At 62.8% G+C, this 21,634-nt stretch carries 17 protein-coding genes and 3 pseudogenes; 9 read left to right on the top strand and 11 right to left on the bottom strand.

Annotated elements, in window-relative coordinates; all coding sequences use genetic code 11:
* Window positions 1-77 precede the first annotated feature (77 nt).
* On the top strand, window positions 78-569 hold the full coding sequence (locus tag ACIGJD_RS08445; protein ID WP_483689111.1) for an HAD domain-containing protein: 492 nt from the start codon (window positions 78-80) through the stop codon (window positions 567-569).
* A 7-nt stretch (window positions 570-576) separates the two neighbouring features.
* Here ACIGJD_RS08445 and ACIGJD_RS08450 read toward each other — a convergent pair whose 3' ends face one another.
* From ACIGJD_RS08450 to ACIGJD_RS08460, 3 genes are all read right to left on the bottom strand, one after another.
* Window positions 577-2,898, bottom strand: coding sequence for an HAD-IC family P-type ATPase (locus ACIGJD_RS08450; protein WP_483689112.1), 2,322 nt, complete (start codon window positions 2,896-2,898; stop codon window positions 577-579).
* A 149-nt stretch (window positions 2,899-3,047) separates the two neighbouring features.
* The gene (lgt, locus tag ACIGJD_RS08455) at window positions 3,048-3,941 is read right to left on the bottom strand and encodes a prolipoprotein diacylglyceryl transferase (RefSeq protein ID WP_483689113.1); all 894 of its coding nucleotides are present in this window, start codon (window positions 3,939-3,941) and stop codon (window positions 3,048-3,050) included.
* Between the two features lie 205 nt (window positions 3,942-4,146).
* Complete coding sequence (locus ACIGJD_RS08460; RefSeq protein WP_483689114.1) at window positions 4,147-4,686, bottom strand: MarR family winged helix-turn-helix transcriptional regulator; 540 nt, start codon at window positions 4,684-4,686, stop codon at window positions 4,147-4,149.
* Window positions 4,687-4,883: 197 nt separating this feature from the next.
* Here ACIGJD_RS08460 and ACIGJD_RS08465 point away from each other — a divergent pair.
* Window positions 4,884-6,197, top strand: a pseudogene (locus tag ACIGJD_RS08465) (DHA2 family efflux MFS transporter permease subunit); the annotation flags it as partial.
* Window positions 6,198-6,338: 141 nt separating this feature from the next.
* Here ACIGJD_RS08465 and ACIGJD_RS08470 read toward each other — a convergent pair.
* Window positions 6,339-7,454, bottom strand: a complete 1,116-nt coding sequence (locus ACIGJD_RS08470; RefSeq protein ID WP_483689115.1) for a cation:proton antiporter — start codon at window positions 7,452-7,454, stop codon at window positions 6,339-6,341.
* Window positions 7,455-7,716: 262 nt separating this feature from the next.
* Complete coding sequence (locus ACIGJD_RS08475; RefSeq protein ID WP_483689116.1) at window positions 7,717-9,039, bottom strand: TrkH family potassium uptake protein; 1,323 nt, start codon at window positions 9,037-9,039, stop codon at window positions 7,717-7,719.
* Window positions 9,040-9,556: 517 nt separating this feature from the next.
* Between ACIGJD_RS08475 and ACIGJD_RS08480 the strand changes: the two genes are divergently transcribed.
* A complete protein-coding gene (locus ACIGJD_RS08480; protein WP_483689117.1) occupies window positions 9,557-11,785 on the top strand; it encodes a PKD domain-containing protein in 2,229 nt (742 codons plus the stop codon).
* A 72-nt stretch (window positions 11,786-11,857) separates the two neighbouring features.
* On the opposite strand, the gene ACIGJD_RS08485 is transcribed toward ACIGJD_RS08480, so the two are convergent.
* Entirely contained in the window at window positions 11,858-12,043 is a 186-nt protein-coding gene (locus ACIGJD_RS08485; protein WP_483689118.1) for a multicopper oxidase domain-containing protein, read from the bottom strand.
* Window positions 12,044-12,571: 528 nt separating this feature from the next.
* On the opposite strand from ACIGJD_RS08485, the gene ACIGJD_RS08490 reads away from it, so the two are divergent.
* The 3 genes from ACIGJD_RS08490 (at window position 12,572) to ACIGJD_RS08500 (ending at window position 15,507) form a co-directional block, all read left to right on the top strand.
* Window positions 12,572-13,768: an NAD(P)/FAD-dependent oxidoreductase gene (locus ACIGJD_RS08490; RefSeq protein WP_483689119.1), complete on the top strand. Its 1,197-nt coding sequence runs from the start codon at window positions 12,572-12,574 to the stop codon at window positions 13,766-13,768.
* Window positions 13,769-14,080: 312 nt separating this feature from the next.
* Window positions 14,081-14,701 carry an RNA polymerase sigma factor gene (locus ACIGJD_RS08495; protein WP_483689120.1) on the top strand — a complete coding sequence of 207 codons (621 nt, stop codon included), beginning with the start codon at window positions 14,081-14,083 and terminating at the stop codon, window positions 14,699-14,701.
* Complete coding sequence (locus ACIGJD_RS08500) at window positions 14,698-15,507, top strand: peptidase M56 family protein (RefSeq protein WP_483689121.1); 810 nt, start codon at window positions 14,698-14,700, stop codon at window positions 15,505-15,507. The genes ACIGJD_RS08495 and ACIGJD_RS08500 overlap by 4 nt, the downstream gene beginning before the upstream one ends.
* Window positions 15,508-15,577: 70 nt before the next feature.
* On the opposite strand, the pseudogene ACIGJD_RS08505 reads toward ACIGJD_RS08500, so the two are convergent.
* Together ACIGJD_RS08505 and ACIGJD_RS08510 are read right to left on the bottom strand one after the other, a co-directional pair.
* Window positions 15,578-16,247 (bottom strand): annotated as a pseudogene (locus ACIGJD_RS08505) (Type 1 glutamine amidotransferase-like domain-containing protein).
* A 167-nt stretch (window positions 16,248-16,414) separates the two neighbouring features.
* Window positions 16,415-16,789, bottom strand: a complete 375-nt coding sequence (locus tag ACIGJD_RS08510; RefSeq protein WP_483689122.1) for a hypothetical protein — start codon at window positions 16,787-16,789, stop codon at window positions 16,415-16,417.
* A 427-nt stretch (window positions 16,790-17,216) separates the two neighbouring features.
* Between ACIGJD_RS08510 and ACIGJD_RS08515 the strand changes: the two genes are divergently transcribed.
* From ACIGJD_RS08515 to ACIGJD_RS08525, 3 genes are all read left to right on the top strand, one after another.
* Entirely contained in the window at window positions 17,217-17,423 is a 207-nt protein-coding gene (locus ACIGJD_RS08515; protein ID WP_483689123.1) for a ribbon-helix-helix protein, CopG family, read from the top strand.
* Window positions 17,420-17,788 carry a type II toxin-antitoxin system death-on-curing family toxin gene (locus ACIGJD_RS08520; protein ID WP_483689124.1) on the top strand — a complete coding sequence of 123 codons (369 nt, stop codon included), beginning with the start codon at window positions 17,420-17,422 and terminating at the stop codon, window positions 17,786-17,788. Before ACIGJD_RS08515 ends, ACIGJD_RS08520 begins: the two co-directional genes overlap by 4 nt.
* A 923-nt stretch (window positions 17,789-18,711) precedes the next feature.
* Window positions 18,712-19,023 carry a cupin domain-containing protein gene (locus ACIGJD_RS08525; RefSeq protein WP_483689125.1) on the top strand — a complete coding sequence of 104 codons (312 nt, stop codon included), beginning with the start codon at window positions 18,712-18,714 and terminating at the stop codon, window positions 19,021-19,023.
* A 165-nt stretch (window positions 19,024-19,188) separates the two neighbouring features.
* Here ACIGJD_RS08525 and ACIGJD_RS08530 read toward each other — a convergent pair.
* From ACIGJD_RS08530 to ACIGJD_RS08540, 3 genes and pseudogenes are all read right to left on the bottom strand, one after another.
* Window positions 19,189-19,257, bottom strand: a pseudogene (locus ACIGJD_RS08530) (hypothetical protein); the annotation flags it as partial.
* Window positions 19,235-20,077 carry a phosphatase PAP2 family protein gene (locus tag ACIGJD_RS08535; RefSeq protein ID WP_483689126.1) on the bottom strand — a complete coding sequence of 281 codons (843 nt, stop codon included), beginning with the start codon at window positions 20,075-20,077 and terminating at the stop codon, window positions 19,235-19,237. The gene ACIGJD_RS08535 and the pseudogene ACIGJD_RS08530, both read right to left, overlap by 23 nt.
* 35 nt (window positions 20,078-20,112) lie before the next feature.
* Window positions 20,113-21,456 (bottom strand): DUF2254 domain-containing protein, encoded by a 1,344-nt coding sequence (locus ACIGJD_RS08540; RefSeq protein ID WP_483689127.1) that lies wholly within the window; start codon window positions 21,454-21,456, stop codon window positions 20,113-20,115.
* Between the last annotated feature and the right edge of the window lie 178 nt (window positions 21,457-21,634).

The following is a 21,634-nucleotide window of genomic DNA, read 5'->3' on the forward strand; positions in this document are numbered from 1 at the left end:
GCCGGCACTTAGAAATCAGTTCAGTTTCCCACTCGCAGCGAACGGGGACGCAGTTGAAGCCAATAATATTGCTGGACGTGGACGGCGTACTCAATCCGACGCTGTCCGCCCGGAGCGGCCAACCGACGGCCAGCCTGTCCAGCGAAAAGCGGGCGCTGGTACGGCGTTTGTCCCGCAGCGGGAACATCGCGTGGGTGACCACATGGCCCGCGGAGATCCTGGCTCTGCTTGAACCACAGCTCAACCTTGATCCTGCCCCGGGCAGGGTCACCATGGTGTTCCGTAGAGCGGACGAATATGAACCAATGCCAAAACTGCATTCCGTTATCAGGTGGCTTGCCCGCATGACGGCAGCGGGCGAGGCGGACTGGGATTCGGTGGTTTGGATCGATGACGTGCTGGGACCGGACGCGCGGCACTGGGCGCGGGCGCATCACCAGCCTGTGCTGCTTGAGCAGCCGGATGCGCGTCACGGGCTCCTTGAAGAGCACGTGGTCCGGGTCGAAGCATTCAAGCAATCTGCCCCCGGGGCCTGCAACCCGTTGGACTTGAGCGCGCCACCAGGCTGAGGAAGGTTCAGCCCGCCTGGCTGCTGTGGATTCCCAACCGTCGGAATACCGGCACTTTGATCGCATCTGCGATGAGGGCTCCGGCCAAGCCGATGACCGCTACCCCGGCCAGCACGTTTGGCGGCACCGGGGGCATCAGGGTGCCGGTGAGTGCGAGGGTGGCGGCGGCCAGGACGCCCAGGGCTGTGGCCGCCAGCAGCCACTTCGACGGCGGATCTCGCCATGCCGGGGCCCCTGTCCGGACGATGTAGATCGTTAGTTGGCTGCTGAAGACGAGTGTTAGGAAAACAACTGTTCGCAGTTCCTCGATGCCCGCGTGCAGCCAGGGGCCGTGGGCGAGGATCAGGACGGCAGTTGACGCGGCGAGCATGGGGATGGCCACGGCAACGGCGCCGGCAATGATCCTTCCCGCCTGCCATGTGTCCGGTCGTGCGGAGGGTTGGGCCCGGTCGCTGGTGGCTGCCATGCTGACCACATCGTTGGCCAGCAGGAGCAGGGCCATCAGCAGGGGTGTGAAGACGAACGTCTTCCATGCGAAGACTCCCAGCGCCAGCAGCAGCGGGACCTCGATTTTCTTGACGCTGACGTTCAGGGCGTACGTGAGCGACCGCTGGTGGATCCGGCGGCTTTCCTCAACGAGGGCGGCGATGTCGCCAAGACCTCCACGGGCCAGGACGGCCCCGGCGGCGGCCTTAGCCACGTCGGTGGCCCCCTCGACGGCGATGCCCACCTCAGCCTGTTTCAGCGCGGGAGCGTCGTTGACGCCGTCGCCCGTCATCCCGACAATTTTTCCTGCCTGCTGGAGGGCCTTTACGAGGTGGTGCTTGTGTTCGGGGAGGACCTGGGCGACGGCGGCGACCCCGGCGAGGCCGGCGGGAGAAAGTTTCAAATGCCCCGGGGTGATGACGGTGCCCTGCATGCCGATTTTCCGGGCCACAGCAGTGGCGGTTTGGGCGCTGTCGCCGGTGATCATGATGGTGCGGACACCCATGCCGGCGAGTTCCTTGAGGATCTGGGCAGCTTCGGGGCGGGGTGCGTCCGCCAATCCCACCAGCCCGCTATGGGTCCAGGGTCCACCTTCCTTCCGCACTGCCACGGCCAGGACCCGTGCACCTTCGGCAGCCATGCGGGAGATTGCTGCGGGGTCGTCAAACCCGGTCAGTGCGGTTATGACGGCGGGGGCGCCCTTGGTGACTTCAAAGAAGGAGCCTTGGCCATCTGTCCAGGTTGCCTGGGAGCGTTTGGTTGCGGGCTCAAAGGGGGTAAACCCGGTCCGGTTCCAGCCGGGCTCCCCTGGCGGCTCCGCCTTGGCCAGGATTGCCACATCGATCGGATCCTGGGTGGCGGCGTCGGAGGCAGCGGCGGCCAGCCTCAAGGTTTCGCCGGGATCCGTGCCTGCCGTCCCCGTAACGGATGCGACGGCGAGTTGGTTGAGGGTCAGTGTTCCGGTCTTGTCGACGCACAGCACTTCCATTGCGGCTGCATCCTGCAGTACGGAAAGGCGGGTGGTGAGGATGCCGTCCCGGGCAAGGCGCCGGGCACCAAGCGCGCCCGCCAAGGCAAAGGCGGCAGGCAGGGCCACCGGGACCGACGCCAGCAGCAGGACCACGGCGAGGGACAGCACGGTCTCCACGCCCGCGCCGGCCCACGCCAGATAGGCCGTGCCCGCTACGGCGATGACAAGGTCGACGGCGATAAAGACGCGCACCATGCGCAGCACCAGGCCTCCGAGGTGCTCTTTGGGCGCTGACGTACCTACAAGCTGCGCTGTTTTACCGAAGTAGGTGGCGGTTCCTGTTCTCAGGACCCGGGATGTTGCTTCGCCCCTGACGATGACCGTTCCCGAGTAGAGGGTTGAAGCCGCGGTCCGTTCGACCGGCGCGGACTCCCCAGTCAGGCTTGACTGGTCGGCCAGCACATCGCCGTCGATCACTTCCAGGTCCGCGGGGACGAAATCGCCCAACCGTACGTGGACAACGTCTCCCGGGACCAGGCCCGCCGCGGGAACCAGACGCCACACCCCGTCCCGGAGGACCCGGGCCGTAACCTGCAAACGCGAACGCAGCAGCGCCAGCGCCTCCTGCGCCCTGCCCTCCTGGACCAGTCCGATCATCGCATTCAGCACCAGGACCGCGGCAACCAGGGACGCATCAGCCCACCGTCCAAGGGAGAACTCAAGCAGTGCGGTGGCCTCCAGCATCCACGGCACCGGCGCCCAAAACTTCGCTGCCAGCCGCCTGGCCCATCCTTCCCGCTGCTCCGGGACCTCGTTCGGGCCCGTTTTGGCCAGCAGCCTCGCAGCATCCTCCGATGTCAGTCCTTGCAGCATTCGCTAGATCTTCCCTCCGCGTCGAGAAACCAGGCGACGCCTGCGGCCCCACGGGTTGACCCCATCGCTCCGCAGGCGGGTTGCCCAGAGGCCAAGGGCCCGTCGGCAGGGCCGGCGGGGATCACGGCCGGATCGGTGCCTCGAGAAGGCTAGGGACGGCCATTCCGGGAAAGCGCCCTTGGTGCCCCTGAGAGCCGGGGCTGCACGGCCATGGAGCGTCTGCCCCGGAACAGTAGGGCAAATGCAGCAGAACCGGCGAGGAATATCAACCCTGCTACCCAGGTATTTACCCGCAGGCCCAGAATCAGGTTGGCATAGTCAGAGCGCATCAATTCAAAGGCGAAGCGTCCCGCAGTGTAGCCGGCTACATAAAGTGCAAACACGCTGCCTGCGCCCAGAGTGAAGCGCCGGTCCAGATAGAGCAAGATCGCTCCAACCGCCACGCACCAGATCGATTCGTAGAGGAAGGTCGGCTGGAAAAACCCGATGACGACTGGGGCACCTGAAGGGTCCACGATGGCGGTTCCGGTGGCGGGGTCCATCTGATGGATTTGAAGCTTCCACGGCAGCGTGGTCGGATCCCCGTACAGTTCGTTGTTGAACCAGTTTCCCCACCGGCCCAGGGCCTGGGCGAAAACCAGTCCAGGTGCCGCAGCGTCCATGAACGCCACCAACGACACGTTGTTTCTGCGGCAGCCAACCCAGGCCCCGACGATGCCCAGGGCAACTGCCCCCCAAATCCCTAGGCCGCCATCCCAGATAGCAAAGGCGTTCCAGGGATTCCTGCCTGGCTGGAAGTAAAGCTCCGGGTCGGTGAGGACGTGGTAGACGCGCCCGCCGATGATTCCGGCGGGGACCGCCCAGAAACAAATGTCCACAACCTGGCCGGCCTGTCCACCCCGGGCGTGCCAGCGCCGGGACGTCAGCCAGACGGCAAATACTATGCCGGCCATGATGCAGAGCGCATAGAAGTGGATGGTCAGCGGGCCAAGGTGAAAGGCGCTGACTGTTGGGGACGGGATGAATGTCTCACTGCCGGTCATGGGGGTCCTGTTCGGAAGGTGCGTCGGGTCTGGAGTTCATTGCGTGCGCGGCGGATGCCCACGGCGGACCAAAGCGCGGTCAGAACCCACCACCAGGAATTGTCGGATTGGGTCAGTGTAAGGATCAGAAGGATGGTTACCGCTGACGCGTCGAGGAGGAGGACGGGCAAGTACTCGCCCGCCCGGCGCGGCAACGGAGAGCCGGTCATGACTGCGTCTGGTTTTGCTGGGTGGGGGTCTGGTCCTGCAGCTCGTCCTCGATTTCCAGCAATGCGGCGAGGGCGGCCAGGGCAGGGATGGCGTCTTCGATGGCCTGCTGCTCTGCTTGAGGGAGTTGTTGCAGGGCTTGACCCAGACGTCGGTGGTTTGCTGCCTGCCAGGCCGAAAGGACTTCCGTTCCGGCGCTGGTCAAGTTGAGCGTCACGGCCCTGCGATCTCCTGGGCGGGGGGTGCGGTCCACCAAGCCGGAGGTCACCATCTGTTGCACGAGGCTGCTGACTGTGTTCGTTGCCAGCCTTTGCCGGTCTGCGAGGTCGCGGATGCCTATGCCCGGCTCATCGGCCAGTCGCTGAAGGACCTCGACCTGGGCCATGGGCAGCGACTCCCACGGGAAATCCTGCCGGACACTGGAGCGCAGAACCCGGCGGAGGCGGGTTATCACCCCTGTCAGAGACCACGCATCCGCCCTCGGGGATTCGTTCAGCGACGTTGCTGTGGGGGAGGTGGCGAAATCCGACGTGTTCATGTCGTTAGCTTATCGCGGTAGTTCCTACCTAGAATAGTTCTGTGACCGAACAACATGGCTCGGGTGGGGCCGCCTCCAGTGCAGTTGCCGTCCGCGGGTGGGCCAGGCTGTTGCGGGAACCGGCTCGACCGGAATGGGTCCGGCGGCGTCCAGGTGCCCCTTGGCTGGTTGTTGCCACGGTGTGTATCGGCGCATTCATGGGCCAGTTGGATGCCAGCATTGTGACGTTGGCTGTGCCGAGCATCAGAACGGATATGAACGCATCCCTCGCGCAGGTGGAATGGGTGGCGTTGATTTATCTTTTGGTGTTGGTGGGGAGCATCTCGGCGGTTGGCCGGCTGGCTGACATGGTGGGGCGAAAGCTCCTGTACACCTACGGCTTCGCTTTATTTACCCTTGCGTCCCTGGGCTGCGCGCTGGCGCCGGACATTATCTGGCTCCTGGTGGCCCGGGCGGTTCAGGCCGTGGGGGCGAGCATGCTGCAGGCGAACAGTGTGGCGCTGATCCGGACCAGCATGCCCGCCGGTAAACTCGGCAAAGCCATCGGCCTCCAGGGGGCCGCACAGGCGATTGGCCTGGCCATGGGCCCGTCGGTAGGTGGTCTTCTTATTGGCCTTGGCGGCTGGCGGTGGGTTTTCTTCGTCAACATCCCCGCAGGCATCATCGGCATGGTCCTGGGCTGGTTCCTGCTGCCGCGCACACGCGTCAAGGCCGCCCGGGTACCGTTGGACTGGGCAGGGCTGGTGGCTCTGATGCCCGCGGTCGGTGCCCTCCTTCTGTCGTTGTCCGAAGCGTCCCGTTCCGGTTTCGGTAACCTCCCGGTCCTAGGCCTGCTGGCACTGTCAGCCGTTCTTTTCGTCGTCTTCGTCCTGCGGGAACGCAAGGCGCGGCATCCCTTGGTCGATTTGTCCTTGTTCAACGCCGGGACCTTCAGCCGGGGTATCACTACTGGTCTGCTGAGTTATCTCGTTTTGTTCGGGGTCTTGTTCGTCACGCCCCTGCACCTGGAATCGGAGTATTCCCTGCCCCCCGCCCAGGCAGGCTTGCTGCTGACGGTACTTCCGGTGGCTCTGGGTCTCGTAGCGCCCGTCGGGGGCTTCGTGGCAGACCGGCATGGGGCCCGGCTTCCAACCACGGCCGGAATGGTGTTGGCCGCTGCTGGACTGGCCATCCTGGTACTGCCCACCGCAGGCGGTCTGTGGATCACTGCCGGCGCCCTGGCCATCCTGGGAGTTGGACTTGGCCTCTTCACTCCAGCGAACAACGCGGCAGTAGCAGCAGCAGGACATGACCACCAGGCGGGCATGGTCAGCGGTGTGTTGAACATGACCAGGGGAGTCGGAACATCACTCGGAGTCGCCTTGGGTGCGGCAGCGTATTCGCTCGCCCCGGCCCTTACAGACACTGCAGGCGTGCCAGGAGGGTCAGAACTCGGTTTCCAACTGGCTGCCGCACTCCTGGCAGTGCTCGCCGCCCTGGCAGCAGTCCTGTCGTTATTCGGACGGCGCCGCGGTTACAGGAGCGGGAAAAGACATAGATTCCCCTGCCCAAATATCTCGTTGAGGCAGAAACCCAAAGGTAGCTCCGTTCAATTCAAGACCCACCTGCCCCTCCAGAGCTGTACCACGGACGCTCGCACCTTCGCATGTGCGTCAGCCTTTCGAGCTTGCTGGATTCCGCTCCTTGCTGCGGCCGAACCTGCGGGCAATAACCACGTCGGTGGAGGAGTGCGCAAGGATGGACAGGACGATGACGAGGGCGACCAGGTGGTAGATCTGGTCTGCCAGGGCGATGCCTGATTCGAGGATGATCAGCCCGTAGACGACCGAGGCGAAGCCTTTTGGGCCGAACCACATCGCGGTGACCTGTTCGCCGAAACTCAGTTTGGCGCCGATGAAGGACACCAGCAGTGCAAGGGGCCTCGCGATGAGGAGGGCGAGCAGGGCGAAGACCCAGCCGGCGAAAGGGATTTCGCCGAACAGGAAGGTCGGGGTGATGAGGGCGCCGAACACCATGATGGCTGCGAGCTTGAGCAGCTCGGTGACGAGTTCCCCGAACTGTTCGAAGTCGTGCCGTAGCCCCTTGCCGAGCGTGTCAACGGTGATGCCTGCCGCGAAGGCTCCCAGGAAGAGGTTGGCGTGGGTTGCCTGGCAGATCGCCAGGACCAGCAGCCCGATGGACACCGCGAGCAGGGGCTGCATCGACCGGATGGCCTGCAGGAAGGGCAGCCGTTCGAGTCCGAGCACGATGGCAGGAACGAGGATGCCCACGGCGATGCCGAGGACGATTTCCAGCAGGAGTTGCTCGCTGTGCGTATTGCTGCCGCCCGCCGCGGCGAGGAGGACCAGCACGATGGGCAGCGCCAAACCATCGTTGACGCCGGATTCGACGTTGAGCAGATGCCTAAGCCGGGCGGGGACTTCTTCCCTCCCGACAATCGCCGCGGCGAAGACCGGGTCGGTGGGGGCGAGGATGGCTCCGAGCAGGAAGGATTCCAGCCAGGGGAGCCCTACGAGATAGTGCCCGAACACTGCAGTCAGGGCCAGGGTCAGTGGCAGCCCAAACAATAGGGCGCGGCCGGGCAGCCTCCAGGCAACGCCGAGGTCCCGGAACCCGACGCGCATCCCGTCGGTGAAGAGGACCGAGAACAGCGCCAGCTCTGCGAGGCCGCTTACGATCGGGTCCTTGGGGGTGACTGATATGAATCCTAGGGCTCCGGGGCCCAGGAGGAAACCTCCTACGAGAAAGAGCACAGCGGTGGACAGCACAGTCCTGTGGGCCCGTTCAGAGATGAGCACTCCGATGAGCAACAGGACCGCGAATGATAAAAGCAACGCAGTGGCCACGACACCTCCGTTCTCGCTTCCAAGCGGGTCTTCCCCTCGGAGTTTGGTTCACGCTGGCGCGATAAGACGAATCTAGTCGGTAGGCCGTTCGGTCTGGCCACGGCCGGGGAGTAGCGGCATCCCGGCGCTGTAGGGGGCTCATGTGTTGGTGGTTGGCGATGCTCGGGGAGTTGGCCTGCCGGGGTTACCCGATGACGGGGCGTTCTTCGGGGAGTTGGTAGAGCCGGGGTCGGGATGAGAGGGCGAGGGCGGAGGCGACGGTGATGGTTCCGATGCGTCCGGTGAACATGAGCACCATGAGGACCCATTGCGCGTCCGCTGGCAGGACGGGGGTGATTCCGGTGCTGAGGCCGACAGTGGCGAAGGCGGAGATCGCTTCAAAGAGGACTTTGTCCAGCGGGTGGTCGGTGAAGATGAGCAGGAGCATGGTGCTGGTGATCACCGCCGCTACGCCTAGGAGCGCGACGGAGAGTGCCTGCCGCTGGGAGGACGAGCTGATGGAGCGGTGGGCGATGGTGACGTGGTCGCGGCCGCGGACTTCGTTCCAGATCGCGTAGAAGAGCACCATGAACGTGGTGACTTTGATGCCGCCGGCGGTTCCGGCGCTGCCGCCGCCGATGAACATCAGGATGTTGGTGACCATCAAGGTTTCGGGAGATGCCGCCCCATAGTCGATGCTGTTAAACCCCGCGGTGCGGGGGAAGACCGTGCCGGCGAGGGTGGCCAGGAGTTTACCGGGCAGTGACATGGGGCCGAGGGTTTGTTCCCTCTCCCACTCGAAGGCGGCGAAGAGAACGGCACCGGCTGCCAGGAGAATCAGTGAACCGAAGACGGTCAGGCGCAGGTGGACGGTCCAGTCTTTCATCCTGCTGCCGCCCCTGAGCAGGGCGATGAGCACGGGGAAACCCAAGCCACCGGCGATAATTGCGGCGCAAATGGGGATGATGATCCACGGGTCGGCGGCGAAGCCGATGAGGCTGTCGCTGTATAGGGCAAAGCCGGCGTTGTTGAACGCGGAGACCGCGTGGAAGATCCCGTGCCAGAGCGCCGTTCCTGGGTTGTTGTCGTAGGCGAGCCAGAAGCGGACACTAAGGACGGCGGCGGTTGCCGCTTCGAACCCGGCCATAATCCGGGCTACCTGGAACAGGACTGAGCGGACGTCCCCGAAGTTCAGGGTGTGGGTTTCGGACTGTGCGACGAGTTGGCCCCGCAGGCCGATGGTCTTCCGCACGAGCAAAGCCAGCAGGGTCGCCAGGGTCATGATTCCAAACCCGCCGACTTGGATGAGCGCAAGGATCACGCCCTGCCCGAACGGTGTCCAGAAGGTTGCGGTGTCCACGGTCGCCAGACCGGTCACGCACACGGCCGAGACGGACGTAAACAGGGCGGTCAGGAATGGTTCCGGCTGCGCGCTGGTGTGTGCGGCCGGCAGCGCCAGCAGTCCGGCGCCGAGCAGGATCACGACGAGGAACGCCAGCGGCACGAGCCGCACGGGGTGGAGCAGCACGGGGCCGGTGCCTCGCGGCTCCTGGCAGAATCGGGCAGGGATCCGGCCATTCCGGGTTAGACCGCGGAGGGCTGTTCTCTCAGGGCTCATCCGCTGATCTCCTCTGTTACCTAAGGCGGGAATGTAGGCAGCGCACCGCCGCGTGGCCGAACGCATCCATGTCCCAGCGCGTGCAGAACGCAACTTCGCCGAACCTAACAGACAGGGATGCGGTCCTGACCTGGAAAAACGGGGCTCTTAATGAATCCTTAACGCCCGCCGGCATATAGATGGGTGTTTGGTCCTCACGTCGAGGCTCTCAGCCCCCGACGAGCGGCTTTGAGTAGGGGGTACGGCGGTCGACCAGCGCGTTAGGTATAGGGGTTTTGGAGAGCCCCTAATTTTTGCGTAGGGGGATTGCATTGTCGGAGGTGGGATCCGCTTTTAGGCTTACGCGAAAGGGTGTTGGGCCCCGTTGATTCTGGGACAAACGGGTAGCCGCCCCTACCTCTTGTCGTCCCGTCCCAGGAGCCACGCCATGAAAAGCCATCTCCACAAAGCCCGCCTCATCCAAGCCCTGGTCCTGTTACTGGTCCTGGCTGGCTTCAGCTTGGGGGCGCCTGGCCGCGCCGTCGCAGACCCGGTCTACGGCACCCAGAGCATCGCCTATTCGGGAGTCTCAAACCCTCCCACGTCGGACAAGCCGCAGAGCAAATTGTGGTTCAACGACGGGTCCTGGTGGGCTGATATGTGGACTACCGGGGTGGGCTGGAGCATCTACCGGCTGGACCGTCCCTCCAAGACGTGGGTCAACACGGGCATCGTGAACGATACCCGGGCGAGCACGCTCGCGGATGTGCTGTGGGACGGGAACACGCTTTACATCGCCTCCCACGTGGTTACGGTGACCGGGGATGGAACTCCGAAGCCGTCCTTGTCTGGCCAGCCCGCCAAGCTTTACCGGTACAGCTACACGGGCGGAAAATATGTCCTGGATTCAGGATTTCCGACCGTCATTACGAACAACTCAAGCGAATCGATGACCCTCGACAAGGACTCGCTTGGCGGGATTTGGGTTACCTGGACGCAAGTGGCGGGCAGTTCCACCTCGGGGTACACCAACACCGTTTACATGAACTACTCCGCCAACGGTGGCGCTACTTGGAAGGCGCCGTTCGTACTTCCGGTAGCCAGTCCTCATCCGGCGCCGGATGACATTTCGGCGGTGGTGGCGTTTGGCAGGAGCCAAATCGGCGTCATGTGGAGCGATCACACCGCCAACACGGTCTGGTGGGCCACCCACGCCGACGGGAAGGCACCGGATTCGGATTGGAAGCTGCAACCGGCAATGCGGGGCAAGGGCCAGTCCGATGACCACTTGAACCTTAAGACCCTTCAGACAGACACTTCAGGGCGCGTTTTCGCAGCGGTCAAGACCAGCCTGAACGATTACTCCTCGGACAAGACGTTGCCGCAGTTGGTGCTGCTGGTGTTCAAGCCGGGGACGGGCGCTTTTACCCAGTCCACCATCTCCGTCGCAGGGGACTGCGTCTCCCGTCCGCAGATCCTTCTCGATACCCAGAACAACCTGGTCCATGCTTTCCAGACCGCTCCGCCAACGTCTGTGAGCGGTTGCCAGTGGTCAGGAATACCGGGCGCGATCTACGAAAAGACGGCGTCCATGGACAACCCTGTTTTCGGTTCGGGCAGGGGAACGCCGGTGATCCAAAGCGCGTCGGCCTCCAAGATGAATGACGTCACCACCACAAAGCAAAGCGTCAACAGCTCCACGGGGATTGTGATTCTGGCCAGCGATAATTCGGCCAAGCGCTATTGGTACTCTGACCGCCCTCTGGGAACGGGATCCCCGGCGCCGGCCCCGCCCAAAGCCTCGTTCACGGCAACTCCCACATCGGGAACGGCCCCGTTGAACGTGTCGTTTACTGATACCTCCACCGGAACGCCCACGTCCTGGGCCTGGGACTTTGGCGACGGGGGGACCTCCACCGCGCAGAACCCCACCCATAGCTACGCAGCGGCAGGCACTTACACCGCCAAACTGACCGCCACCAACAGCGGCGGGTCAACATCCGCCAATGCCACGATCACGGTCACAGCCGGCACCACACCGCCTCCCGCGACCGGCGGAATCAGCGTAGTGAACTCCAGCACCACCTATTCAGGGACAGCGACCGGAACGTCTAGTCTGTCTGTCCCCGCAGGCGTTGCGGCCGGGGACGTCCTGGTCGCGTCGATTGCCGGTGACCTGAATGCCACAGTGACTCCTCCGGGCGGGTGGACAGCCATTGTTTCAGGCCTCTCCGTCGGCTCCGGCTCGCGCCTTTTCAGCTATTACCACGTGGTGGTTTCCGGTGACCCTGCCAGCTTCACGTGGACGTTTAGCAAGGCGGTGAAATGGGGTGGCGGAATTACCGCCTACCGGGGTGTGGACAACGCCAAGCCTCTGGACGCCAGTGTGGTGACGGCTGTGGATACCAGTTGGACGAAGACGAGTCTCACGGTAGGGGGTGTCACCACCGCAACCAACGGGGCCATGCTGATCGGTGCCATCGCCTGCGACTGCGCCTCGCCCGTATTCACCCCGCCCTCGGGCTGGACGGAACGGTGGGAAGCCGCCGGCGGCCAGACCGCCGAGCACGCTGACATGGTGCAGGCCACGGCCGGCGCTAGCGGCACAGCAACCTGGACATTCAGCGCCGTCCGCGCCGCGGCGGCCTGGCGTACAGCCCTGAAACCGGCCAGTTAGGAACTCAGGTTCAGAAGCTCCAGTGGGTATGGCCGGCCGGCACTTCACGCCACGCCCACACCGCACCAACTATCAACACGCCGGCGTTGGAGGAGCGGCATGTTGCCCCGGTCCGGGGAGTCCGTACCGCATTTCGATGGCGCCCATCATGCCGAGGTCCTCATGGTCCAGGGTGCGGCAGTGGTATGTGGAGCGCCCGCGGAAGTCCGCGAATGCAACCCGGATTGTGACCCATCCGTTTGCTGGAAGATTCACCACATCGCGCTATTCCGGGATGCGGCTCCCTGCCCGTTCTGCTCGAGGACCTGCAGGGCCAGACGTGCAGGTGGAACGCTGCGGGTCCAAAAGCGCTCTTTGTGCAGGTAATGCTCCCTGTTGAGCGGCGGCTTCGCCGGGCCATCGGGGAAGAAGCCAGCGCCACGCCGTCGACCGGCTCTGCTCCAACGTGGTGATATACAGGCCGGTCCGTTACCGGGGCCCGGCACCAGATCTTCCCCCTGAGGCTCCATCCCGAACGCTATAGTTGCCGGAAAAGACAGCCGGCTTCGCCGGTCAGCCAACGCTCTTGGCATCCGGTGGTGCGTGAAACACCGGCCGAAGTAGCCGCGATACCCCCAGGGGTATATAGTGGTAAGCATCACAGGTTCGGACCGGAGTCGGCCTAGCCGGTAGCGGAGCGAAGATGCGCCCGCTGCCGGCTACGCAGGTCGTTCTGTCCGGGCACAAACCCATACGTCCGGCGTGGGCGCTTAAGTGACGCTCGATTGCCGGAGAGGAGCCTCATCAATGTCTATGCACCACGAGATCGTGATCATCGGCGGCGGCAACGCGGGGCTGAGTGTTGCCGCCCGACTCCGCAATGCTGGTCGGACCGATATCGGTCTGATCGAGCCGAGCGAGCAGCACTATTACCAACCGCTGTGGACCCTGGTCGGCGGAGGCGTCGCCGGTCAGGAGGAAACGGTCCGTCCTCAGGCGTCCGTCATGCCTGAGGGGGTTGCCTGGATCAAGGACGCCGCGGCGGACATTGACCCTGAACGCCGCAGTGTCGCCCTCTCCTCTGGTGGTTCCGTCACGTACGACTATCTGGTGGTCTGTCCCGGTATTCAGTTGGACTGGGACAAGGTCCCGGGCATGGCCGCAGCTATGGAGTCTCCGACGGCGTCCAGCAATTATCGATATGAGCTGGCGCCCAAGACCTGGGACATGATCCGCAACCTGAAGTCCGGGACGGCCGTATTCACCCAGCCCTCCGGTCCCATAAAGTGTGCCGGGGCCCCGCAGAAAATTGCTTATCTGGCGGCCGACTACTGGCGCGAACAGGGGGTGCTGGGGGACATCCGGGTGGTCATGGTTTTACCGACACCGGGCATGTTCGGAGTCAAGGTCTTCGCCGATGAACTTGAACGGGTGGTCGACAAGTATGGCATCGAAGTCCGCTTCAACAGTGAAATGACCGAAGTCGACGCCGACGCCGGAACGGTGGTGATCACGGACAACGCGGCAGGTGCCCAGGAATCACTGCACTACGACCTGCTCCATGTTGTGCCGCCGCAGTCCGCCCCGGACTGGCTCAAGCGCACGGCGCTGGCCGATCCGGCTAACCCCGCCGGCTACGTAGACGTGGACAAGCACACTATGCAGCACAAGCGCTACCCGGAGATCTTCGCCCTGGGCGACGCCGGGTCAACCCCGAACTCGAAGACCGGAGCCGCAATCCGCAAGCAGGCCCCAGTTCTAGTGAAGAACCTGCTGGCAGCCATGAAGGGATCACCGCCATCGGCTCAATACTCCGGATACGCTTCATGCCCGCTGACCACGGCGCGAGGAAAGATGCTGCTGGCTGAATTCGACTACACCCTCCAGCCAGCCCCCAGCATCCCTTTCATCGACACCACCAAGGAACGCAGCGACATGTGGCTGCTCAAGCGCTACGGCCTGCCGTTCATGTACTGGAACCTGATCCTCAAGGGGCGCGCCTAAGCCTCCCGAAGTTTCAGTTCTGAAGACTTGGTGTGGGGACCTGGATATCTCGCGGCTTCGCGGAGCTGGCCAAGGTCCGCAGCGGTTACCGCAGGACGCCGGGTCACTACCGTTTAACGGGTCCTGAACTGAACGCGGGGAGTGTGGACAATGTCCACACTCCCCGCGCCGGACCGGCTTGTACGTCCCCAAGCAGGAACAGACCTGGTCACTCAAGGCGCCCCCGGCTACCCCTCTAGCCGACCCTCAAGAAATTCTCTTTGATTTTCTGGTTCTGTGTAACCTTTTTGGCTATCCCGGACAATACAGGGCATGGGGAACCTTGAAAGTGACGAGGACAGCCTTTGGTCCCGCAGCCTGCGGGGTGACGGCGAAGCGTTCGGTGTGTTGTATGACAGGCATCGTGACCGGGTCTTCCGCCATGCTTACCGGCTCGCGGGGAACCATCACGACGCTGAAGACGTCATGGCGGCCGCCTTTTCTGAGCTGTGGCGGCGGCGCGCCAAAGTCCGTGTCGTGGATGGGTCCATCCTTCCCTGGTTGCTGGTCACGACGACGAACATGGCCCGCAATAACGGGCGAGCCACCCTCCGCCACAGGAAGCTCCTGGACTCCCTGCCCCGCGCAGAAGCATCTTCGCAGCCCTTGGAAGGTGACCTTTTTGCCAGTCACCAAGAGAGCCTCCACCAGGACCTCGCCCAGGCTCTTGGAATGCTTAGCGCTAAAGACCTGCACTTAGTGAGTCTGGTCGTCTTTGGAGACTACCCACTCGCTGCCGCAGCAGCCGTTTTGAACATGACTCCCGGGGCCGCCAAGACGCGCATGCATCGGGCAAAACAACAAATGAAAGCTGCCCTCATTGGCAGCACCAGTTCGGGCGCTCCTGCCGTCCGCAGCCAGCCAACTTCAGTCTTGGAAGGAGAACGGTCATGAACCAGCTCCACGTCGATGACCAGTTCAGCAACGCACTAAGGGCGGAACTTGTCGCCCAAGTTCACCAAGCAGCCGCGGTACGTGCCCCGCAGCACACCCGATTTTGGCTCGGTGGCGGGGCGGTGGCCGGCGCATGCCTGCTCGGCGGCATCGGCGCAGCCGCGTCCGGGGTCTTTCAGATTCCCGGCGGGCAGGACGTAACGCCAATGGCTTCACCCGTCACGAAGACCTACACAGGAACCGCGGCAGTGGAACTCGGCGATCCACCGGCAGGCACCACTGACATCGAACTGGCCCTAACCGCACTAACTCCCGGTTCCTTTCAGTTTCCCAATGGTGCCAGCTGCAGCTACACCGAACTCGAAGCTGACACACGCCTGAATTCCTGCCGCTACACGATCTCTCTTGAACCAGGACAGAACAGCGTCACGATCACAACAGAACCCGGGAGCCAATGGCAGCTCACTGCCAAATACGTGAAGCAGGAACGGACCGACCTCGGGGTCAACGCCAAGGGCGAAACTTACGGCATGGAAAGCCCCGAAAACGGAGTCCCGGATCTGATCGACGTAACGGCCACCAACGGAGCAAACGGTTACGTGTACGCCACGGACCTCTACGGCGGGCCTATGCCCACCAGCCCGGAGGACGCGGCTAAGAATTTCAGCACTCCACGCCCCCCACGCGAGATCGCCGTGTTCCTTAGTGACGGCGAAACAAAGGTCGGCGTTTTCATGGCAGCAGGGTCTAGGGCGGTATACCCTCCTACCCGTCGCCTTCTCCAAGACCGTGACAGGACACCCTAGACGGACGAAGCGGGCCAAGCCTTGCTGTCCTCAGGCGAAGCCGTCTTCGGGACCTGCCTTAAGAGATCCATTACTGCGATCGGCGGTCGAGCATCGTCCAGCGTCCCTCTGAGACGACCTCGACTGTAGCGCCGTTCACCGTGATGGCACTCTGATCGTCGAGGGCGTAGGCCGCTCCGACCGATACCGGCCGCCCAGTGCTCGGCCTCGGCAAGGGTGTTCTCGGGGAAGACGTCCAAGTGCGGGAAGATCGAGAAGTCCACCAACCCGAGGGTGCGGTCGTCCGGTGCAGACGGCCACTCCACGAACGCGGAGCCGATTCGCGGGGTCATCACCATGCTGCCGCCACTGACCCCTACCCAGACGGTGTCGACCAGCGAAGGGAGGAGGTCGGCCAAGCCTGACTCCCGCATCCAGTGGTATAGGTATGTGGCCTCGCCACCGGCGACCAGCAGCACGTCGGCCTCCTGGACCCAGGGCACCCAGCGCTCCGCGCCGATCGTGGGGAGCGCAGTCAACTCGAGAACGCCGAGCGACTTCCACCTCAGGGAGGTCATGCCGCCCCATGCGCGCCCGTGCAGGAAGTCCGGTACCTGGACCGGCCACTGCCGGGGGTAGCCCCACTGCGCCGTCGGGATGCAGAGCGCAACGGAGTCGTCGATCGGCTTCCCCAGCAATTCGACCAGCGCATGGCTGATGCTCGGGTTGGTGATGCCTCCAGAAGTGAGAAGAAGCTTCACGATACGCCAGCCCTCAGCGGGTCCAATCCCAGAAGCTGTGCCATTCAGCAAGTATGGCCTTAGTGTGCGCTGAGGCAAAGGAGAAGAGCGTCCGGTCGCGGTCGCTCCAAGGAACGGCTACCCCTTTAGCCAAGCGTCGAAGGAGGCGGCTTCTAGATTTAGGCGCCTTAGCGATCGTAGGCATCAGCGTTTGAAGAATTGAGGTACTTGACGACGGCCAGCCCAATGGTGTTGGCGGCGGCGTATCCAAGCGCCAGCACGATTACAACGATGTTGAACGAGATCCAGAATGGTGAGGAAACTCGGTTGGACAGTGCCAGAACTCCAGGAACAAGTCCGCCGATGGCGCCTGTCACTGATGGAAACCAGGGCTTCTTTCCCCGGCCGTGCTTCATGTCCTCGTTCATGTTCTGCCGAACCTCTTTCGCCATCGCGACCAGCCAGCAGTGGACTGATATTACGTCTACACAGATTGCTGGACCCGACTTGCCTCGCCGCCCCACAAGCCTGTCGGCCAATGCGCGGCTGGTTCGACTGGTCATCGCGTGGCTAGGTCCTTCTCACGTGTTCCCGTAGGCCCGGCCTGGTAGCCTCATGTGCGACCTGCCCCGTCTCGTATCGCTTGGGAAACGAGACGCCTCAATGGGCTAACAGTCGCCTGACCTGCACAGTCCCAGATTTCCTGCAGAATGTTGGACGCGCGATGGCAACGGCGATTCTCGTAACTATGTCCCATAACTTCGCAGCCAAAATCTGGTACTTATCCATGGTTATGAGACAAGTGAGCGGGCGTCGGTCTGAGGTGTTAGAACGAGGCCCGAAGGAAACACACTTTTGGTGTCAGCAGCGTAGCGCTTGGAAAACAACAGAGCCTTCTAAGACACCGCGACCCTGCTCGGGTGGGTCAGGTCCAAATAGCAGGGCGAGCAGCCCAGCTGAGGTCGGGTACCGGTTTGGTACCATGAAGGCATGGCTATGAATCTCCGCGTTCCTGAAGACCTCGATCGGCGGCTGGAGAAGTTGGCTGCTGAGGAACATACGTCCAAGTCCGCGCTTCTGTTGCAGGGCGCAGAGTTGGTTCTGCAGCGCCACGCGCGCCGGCGTGAAATTAGCGAGGGCCTTGATTTTGTGACTAGTCATGACGCTGAGTTGCTTAAGCGCCTTGAGGACGCGTGACAGCGTACCTGGACATTGAGGATGCACTTCAGGTAGTTGATCTGTACGGCTTCCATATCCGTGATGTTGGGTTGTTGGCCTCGGCGTTGGCCAGGCCGGCTACGACTGTCATGGGCGCGGAAGCTTATCCGGAACTCGCGGTGAAGGCGGCAGCATTGTTGGAGTCGGTCGCACGGTTCCACCCACTCGTTGATGGCAACAAACGGACGGCGTGGACGCTCATGGTGCTGCTGTTGTGGATCAATGGTTTCCGGCATGACTTCAGTACGGATGAAGGGTTCGACCTCGTCGTCGGTGTCGCCGCGGGCAGTATCGACTTGCTGGACTCTGCCGCCGAGATTTCCAGGCATTTGGTGCCCCGGTAGTAGTCGCCCAGCGCCCCGAAAGGGGGTGCGGACAATGTCCACAGATTTCGCCTCGTACTGGGCCAAACAGCCTTCGAACTGCCCCGAATTCCGCATGTTTTCGCGGGTTCCCACTTTTTGCAAGGGCTCGAATGTAGTTCGAGTCCCACCTCGGGCACAGCATTTTCCCTCGTCAGAGGCGATTTTGCTTTGACGTGTGTACAAAGCTTGATTTTCGTCGCTCTGACGGGTTGGTTGCAGGCTGTGGCCTGGCCGCCGCGGTAGTCTGTTCAGGTGTGTGGGGTGGCGGGTTCAAGTCCCTGGCTGGTGGGTCCTCCGCCTGCTGAGCTGCGGTTATACAGTTCCTCGTTCCGGTTTTGTCGGGTGGGCCGTTGGTGGCCTACACCTATTCATGTGCCGGGGGAGCGGGAACGACATGACCACAGCGAAGCCGACGCATGACTTCCCTATTTAGGCTGCGGGAACCGTTCGAAAAGCCGCGCACCGTGTGTTTGTCCACTCAACGAGGGTGTGGACATTGTCCACACTTATATCCGCTTGATTGAGGGTGGCACCGGTATCCCTGTTGGGCTTGTAAAGGATGAGGCGGACGACTGAATTCTGCCACAGCTTGTGGCAGTATTGCCGCGTATTCTAAGCCAGGCAAGGCTTCAGACGGAGGGAGCCCGTGCAGCTCGGATTCGCAATCGTCCTGTTCGCCTCTGGACAATTTCAGGCTGTTGCACAATCACTACGCGTCCGCCCACAAATTGGGCACGTGCGGGCACGGCTTTGCGGACCCTATTCTGACGCGCTTTTCGCCGCTGCCCTGACGTCAGGTTGGGGTGTACTCCAAAGCGAGTCGTCGTTATTGGAGAAGACGTAAAGTCCGGCGTGAACCCCAATTATGACCAACCCAGAGCTTACTCCTTCCAGCACACGCAATGCTGACGCTGCCGCCAGACTCGGTGTTCTTCTCTGCCGAGTACGATCCGGTTCTCGTCGGCCAAGAGTTCGCCGAGCGCGCGGTAGGTTTCGCCGAACGCATGGAGCCGGATGCTCCGGGCTTTCACCGCACTCAAACGGTCGATTATGTTTGGGTTGCCAAGGGGCACGTTGTACTTGAGACGGACACCGGGGAAGTGAGTTTGGACGAGAACGACGTCGTGGTGCAGCACGGCACCAGGCAGGCCTGGCGGAATCCCAGGGACAACTCCGCAACCCTGAGTGTCGTCCTCGTGGGCGTTGAGGCCTAAACTCGCTGCCAGGGTTCCCTGCGCAGAATCGGCGCAGACAGGGGAGGAGTGCGTCACATTCGCTTCGATTCCCCTCGTGGCGTCTGGCGACCTGGATGTTTTGTGCTGCAGACCCTTGGCCCCGTGTTCCACTTCGAGGCTGATCTTTTGGGCCTCTGCGAGTGTCCGGCAGCCGCGGCCGACGATGGCTGAGTGATCGGCGAAGATGTCCTTATTGCCGTCGTCGGGAGAGATAAACCCGAAGCCCTTTTCGGCGCTGTACCACGTGACCGTACCTGAAGCTATGCTGCTCCGTTCCTTCTCGCGTGGGTGCCATCGGTTTGGACCCGGGAGTGTGGGTCGTATGCCGGGTGTCGAGCGCGATGGCGCTTCCGAGTATCACGAGCGATAGGGACATGGATGCGATGGCGTCAGTGAGCCAGTGGTAGCCAAGGTAAAGCCTGCTGAGTGTGACAAGGCTGATCCCGAGGACAGCGACAATGCAAATCGCGGCCGTGAGGAGGGATGTTTTCCGCCGTGACAGGACCAGGAACGCGGTGACCAGCAGGAAATCGCAGGCGCCGAGGACGTGGCCGGAGGGAAAGGAGTAGCTGCCGTCCGGGCCGAGCAACATGGCCTGAGCCGGTGGGCGCGGCCGTTGCACGATCGGCAGGATGATCTGGGAGATGACGACGCCGGCCAGCATCGCGCCAGCCAGCATCAGGGGCCGCCAGGCATTTCGGGCGGTGAGCGCCCAGGTAAGGGTGACGACGAGGACAACAATGGGCATGGCGACAGGTCCGAAAATAAAGGCAATAGGAGCCATCACGGTGGTGAATACCGGGGTGCGGAGGGTCAGCAGCCAGTTACGTACAGGCTCGTCCGCCCCGGCGAGCCATGTGTCCTGAACGACGCTGGCCATGGTGAGGGCAAAAAGGGCCGTCCCGATCATGGCCAGGAGCAACGCGATGATGTAGAGCCTGCGTTGCACTCTCAGGCTGACAACCCGTTGTACCCCCATCCAATGGTGGTGGCCTGAGTTCTGTCCCCGCGCTGGTTCGTGCCCTGCTGCCATCGTTTGAGTCCTCTTCCCTGATAGAGCATGAGCGGTCAGCAGGTGCCGGGAGCGGCCTGCCGGGATTGTATGGCGTCGGCCCGAGTCAGCATGCTTCGCCGTTCTGTGCTTGAGTAGTCGGCTGCGCTGATCGCTATGCGCAGCCGGTCCAAGTGATCAAGGATCGCTTCCCGGTTCCGGCCATAGGGGTCGCACCAGGTGAGCTCATCAAGGAGTTCAAGGAGGCGGTTTGCTACCGCCGGGTCTGTGGCACCGTAGTGCCGGGGCTGGTTCATCGCCAGGTCCAGCAGTACCCGGAGCGTGGGAAGGGTCAGCACCAGCCGGATGCGTCCGTCATCGTCGGTGAGGTGTTTGGGTCCGGGGTCTCTGGCGGCAAGCCGGCACAGGAGTGCGGAGAGGTGCCCCATGACGTGCACTGCCGTGGTGGGGTCGTTGATGCCCGGTGACAGCGCCCGGACCGCGACGTCGACCAGCTGCCGGAATCCGTAGGCGACATCCTGGGTGTTGGTGCGCTCAAAGTCGGTGGTAACGGCGGCGTTGGTCCCGTGCTCCAGCTTCTCTGACGTCTCTGAGGTGAAAGTCGCACCAGGTTCTACAGGCCAGGCTGTAGCGAATGGAACGCCGTCGACCAGTGAGCCGCCCGGTCCCTGATCGATTCTGAGGACTGCATGGCAATCCTTCGCCAGTTGGAGGAGCGCGTCTTCGTTAACTGATGTCAGGAAGCCCGAGGACCTGGATTTGATGGGGAGGCTGTCGGGTGGGGCGCCGGGATTGACTCCCTTAGTGGGGCGGTCCTTGGGAAAGACGCGGTCGATGGTTTCCTCGGTTTCGGCGTGGACTCGGCGCATCATGGTTTCCACCCGGATTTCCCTGGTGAGGTGTGCCAGGAAGAGCACCAGGCCAACAACGCTGGCGATGGCCATTACGAATGCGACAGTGACCGAAATTTCGGGGACGAACGCCGTGTTTCCGTTCGCACCGTCCCGCACACTGCGCAGGACTGTTAGAGCAAAGGCAAACGAAGCCAGAAAAAGGGCGAGTGTCCCGTGGACGAAGCGATCGGAAGCGAAAGTGCGCAACAAGCGGGGGGAAAATTGGCTGCTGGCCAGCTGCAGCGTGACGACAGTCAGTGAGAACGTGAGCGATGTGACCGTGATGAGCGAGCCGGAGATCGCCTGCAGGACGGCCCTTGCCGCGTCAGGACCGCCGCTGAACAGGATCACCGACACGCTGTCCGGCAAATGACGATCGGCAGCGGAGTCGATTGCCGGCAAGCCGATACCCAGCCCTACCGCCAAGGCAACGGCAAACGCCGGAAGCGGCCACAGGCGGGCCCTTACCTCATCAAGCCAGTACGCGCCCCGCCCATTCAGCGCCACTGCTGCCTCCACGCTGGGGGTACGTTTGTCATGATGTTCCTTTCACAGATGGCCAGGTCCAGTCTGGCCCGGTGGGACCTGCACCACTGCCGCCTGTGGCAGGAACCATAAGCCTACTGTTTTCGGCGCTTCTTATGGCTGCTGTCGGCGGGACGTTTCTATTAGCAAAGGAGTACTG

It is taken from the genome of Arthrobacter sp. E1SS-5 (genome assembly GCF_057073715.1).

Excerpts from the sequence above, each read along its gene's own strand:
- ACIGJD_RS08460 (WP_483689114.1), bottom strand. The coding sequence starts at position 4,686 with ATGAACACGTCGGATTTCGCCACCTCCCCCACAGCAACGTCGCTGAAC.
- ACIGJD_RS08450 (WP_483689112.1), bottom strand. The coding sequence starts at position 2,898 with ATGCTGCAAGGACTGACATCGGAGGATGCTGCGAGGCTGCTGGCCAAA.
- lgt (WP_483689113.1), bottom strand. The coding sequence starts at position 3,941 with ATGACCGGCAGTGAGACATTCATCCCGTCCCCAACAGTCAGCGCCTTT.
- ACIGJD_RS08490 (WP_483689119.1), top strand. The coding sequence starts at position 12,572 with ATGTCTATGCACCACGAGATCGTGATCATCGGCGGCGGCAACGCGGGG.
- ACIGJD_RS08510 (WP_483689122.1), bottom strand. The coding sequence starts at position 16,789 with ATGACCAGTCGAACCAGCCGCGCATTGGCCGACAGGCTTGTGGGGCGG.
- ACIGJD_RS08515 (WP_483689123.1), top strand. The coding sequence starts at position 17,217 with ATGGCTATGAATCTCCGCGTTCCTGAAGACCTCGATCGGCGGCTGGAG.
- ACIGJD_RS08495 (WP_483689120.1), top strand. The coding sequence starts at position 14,081 with ATGGGGAACCTTGAAAGTGACGAGGACAGCCTTTGGTCCCGCAGCCTG.
- ACIGJD_RS08480 (WP_483689117.1), top strand. The coding sequence starts at position 9,557 with ATGAAAAGCCATCTCCACAAAGCCCGCCTCATCCAAGCCCTGGTCCTG.
- ACIGJD_RS08535 (WP_483689126.1), bottom strand. The coding sequence starts at position 20,077 with ATGGCAGCAGGGCACGAACCAGCGCGGGGACAGAACTCAGGCCACCAC.
- ACIGJD_RS08500 (WP_483689121.1), top strand. The coding sequence starts at position 14,698 with ATGAACCAGCTCCACGTCGATGACCAGTTCAGCAACGCACTAAGGGCG.
- ACIGJD_RS08525 (WP_483689125.1), top strand. The coding sequence starts at position 18,712 with ATGCTGACGCTGCCGCCAGACTCGGTGTTCTTCTCTGCCGAGTACGAT.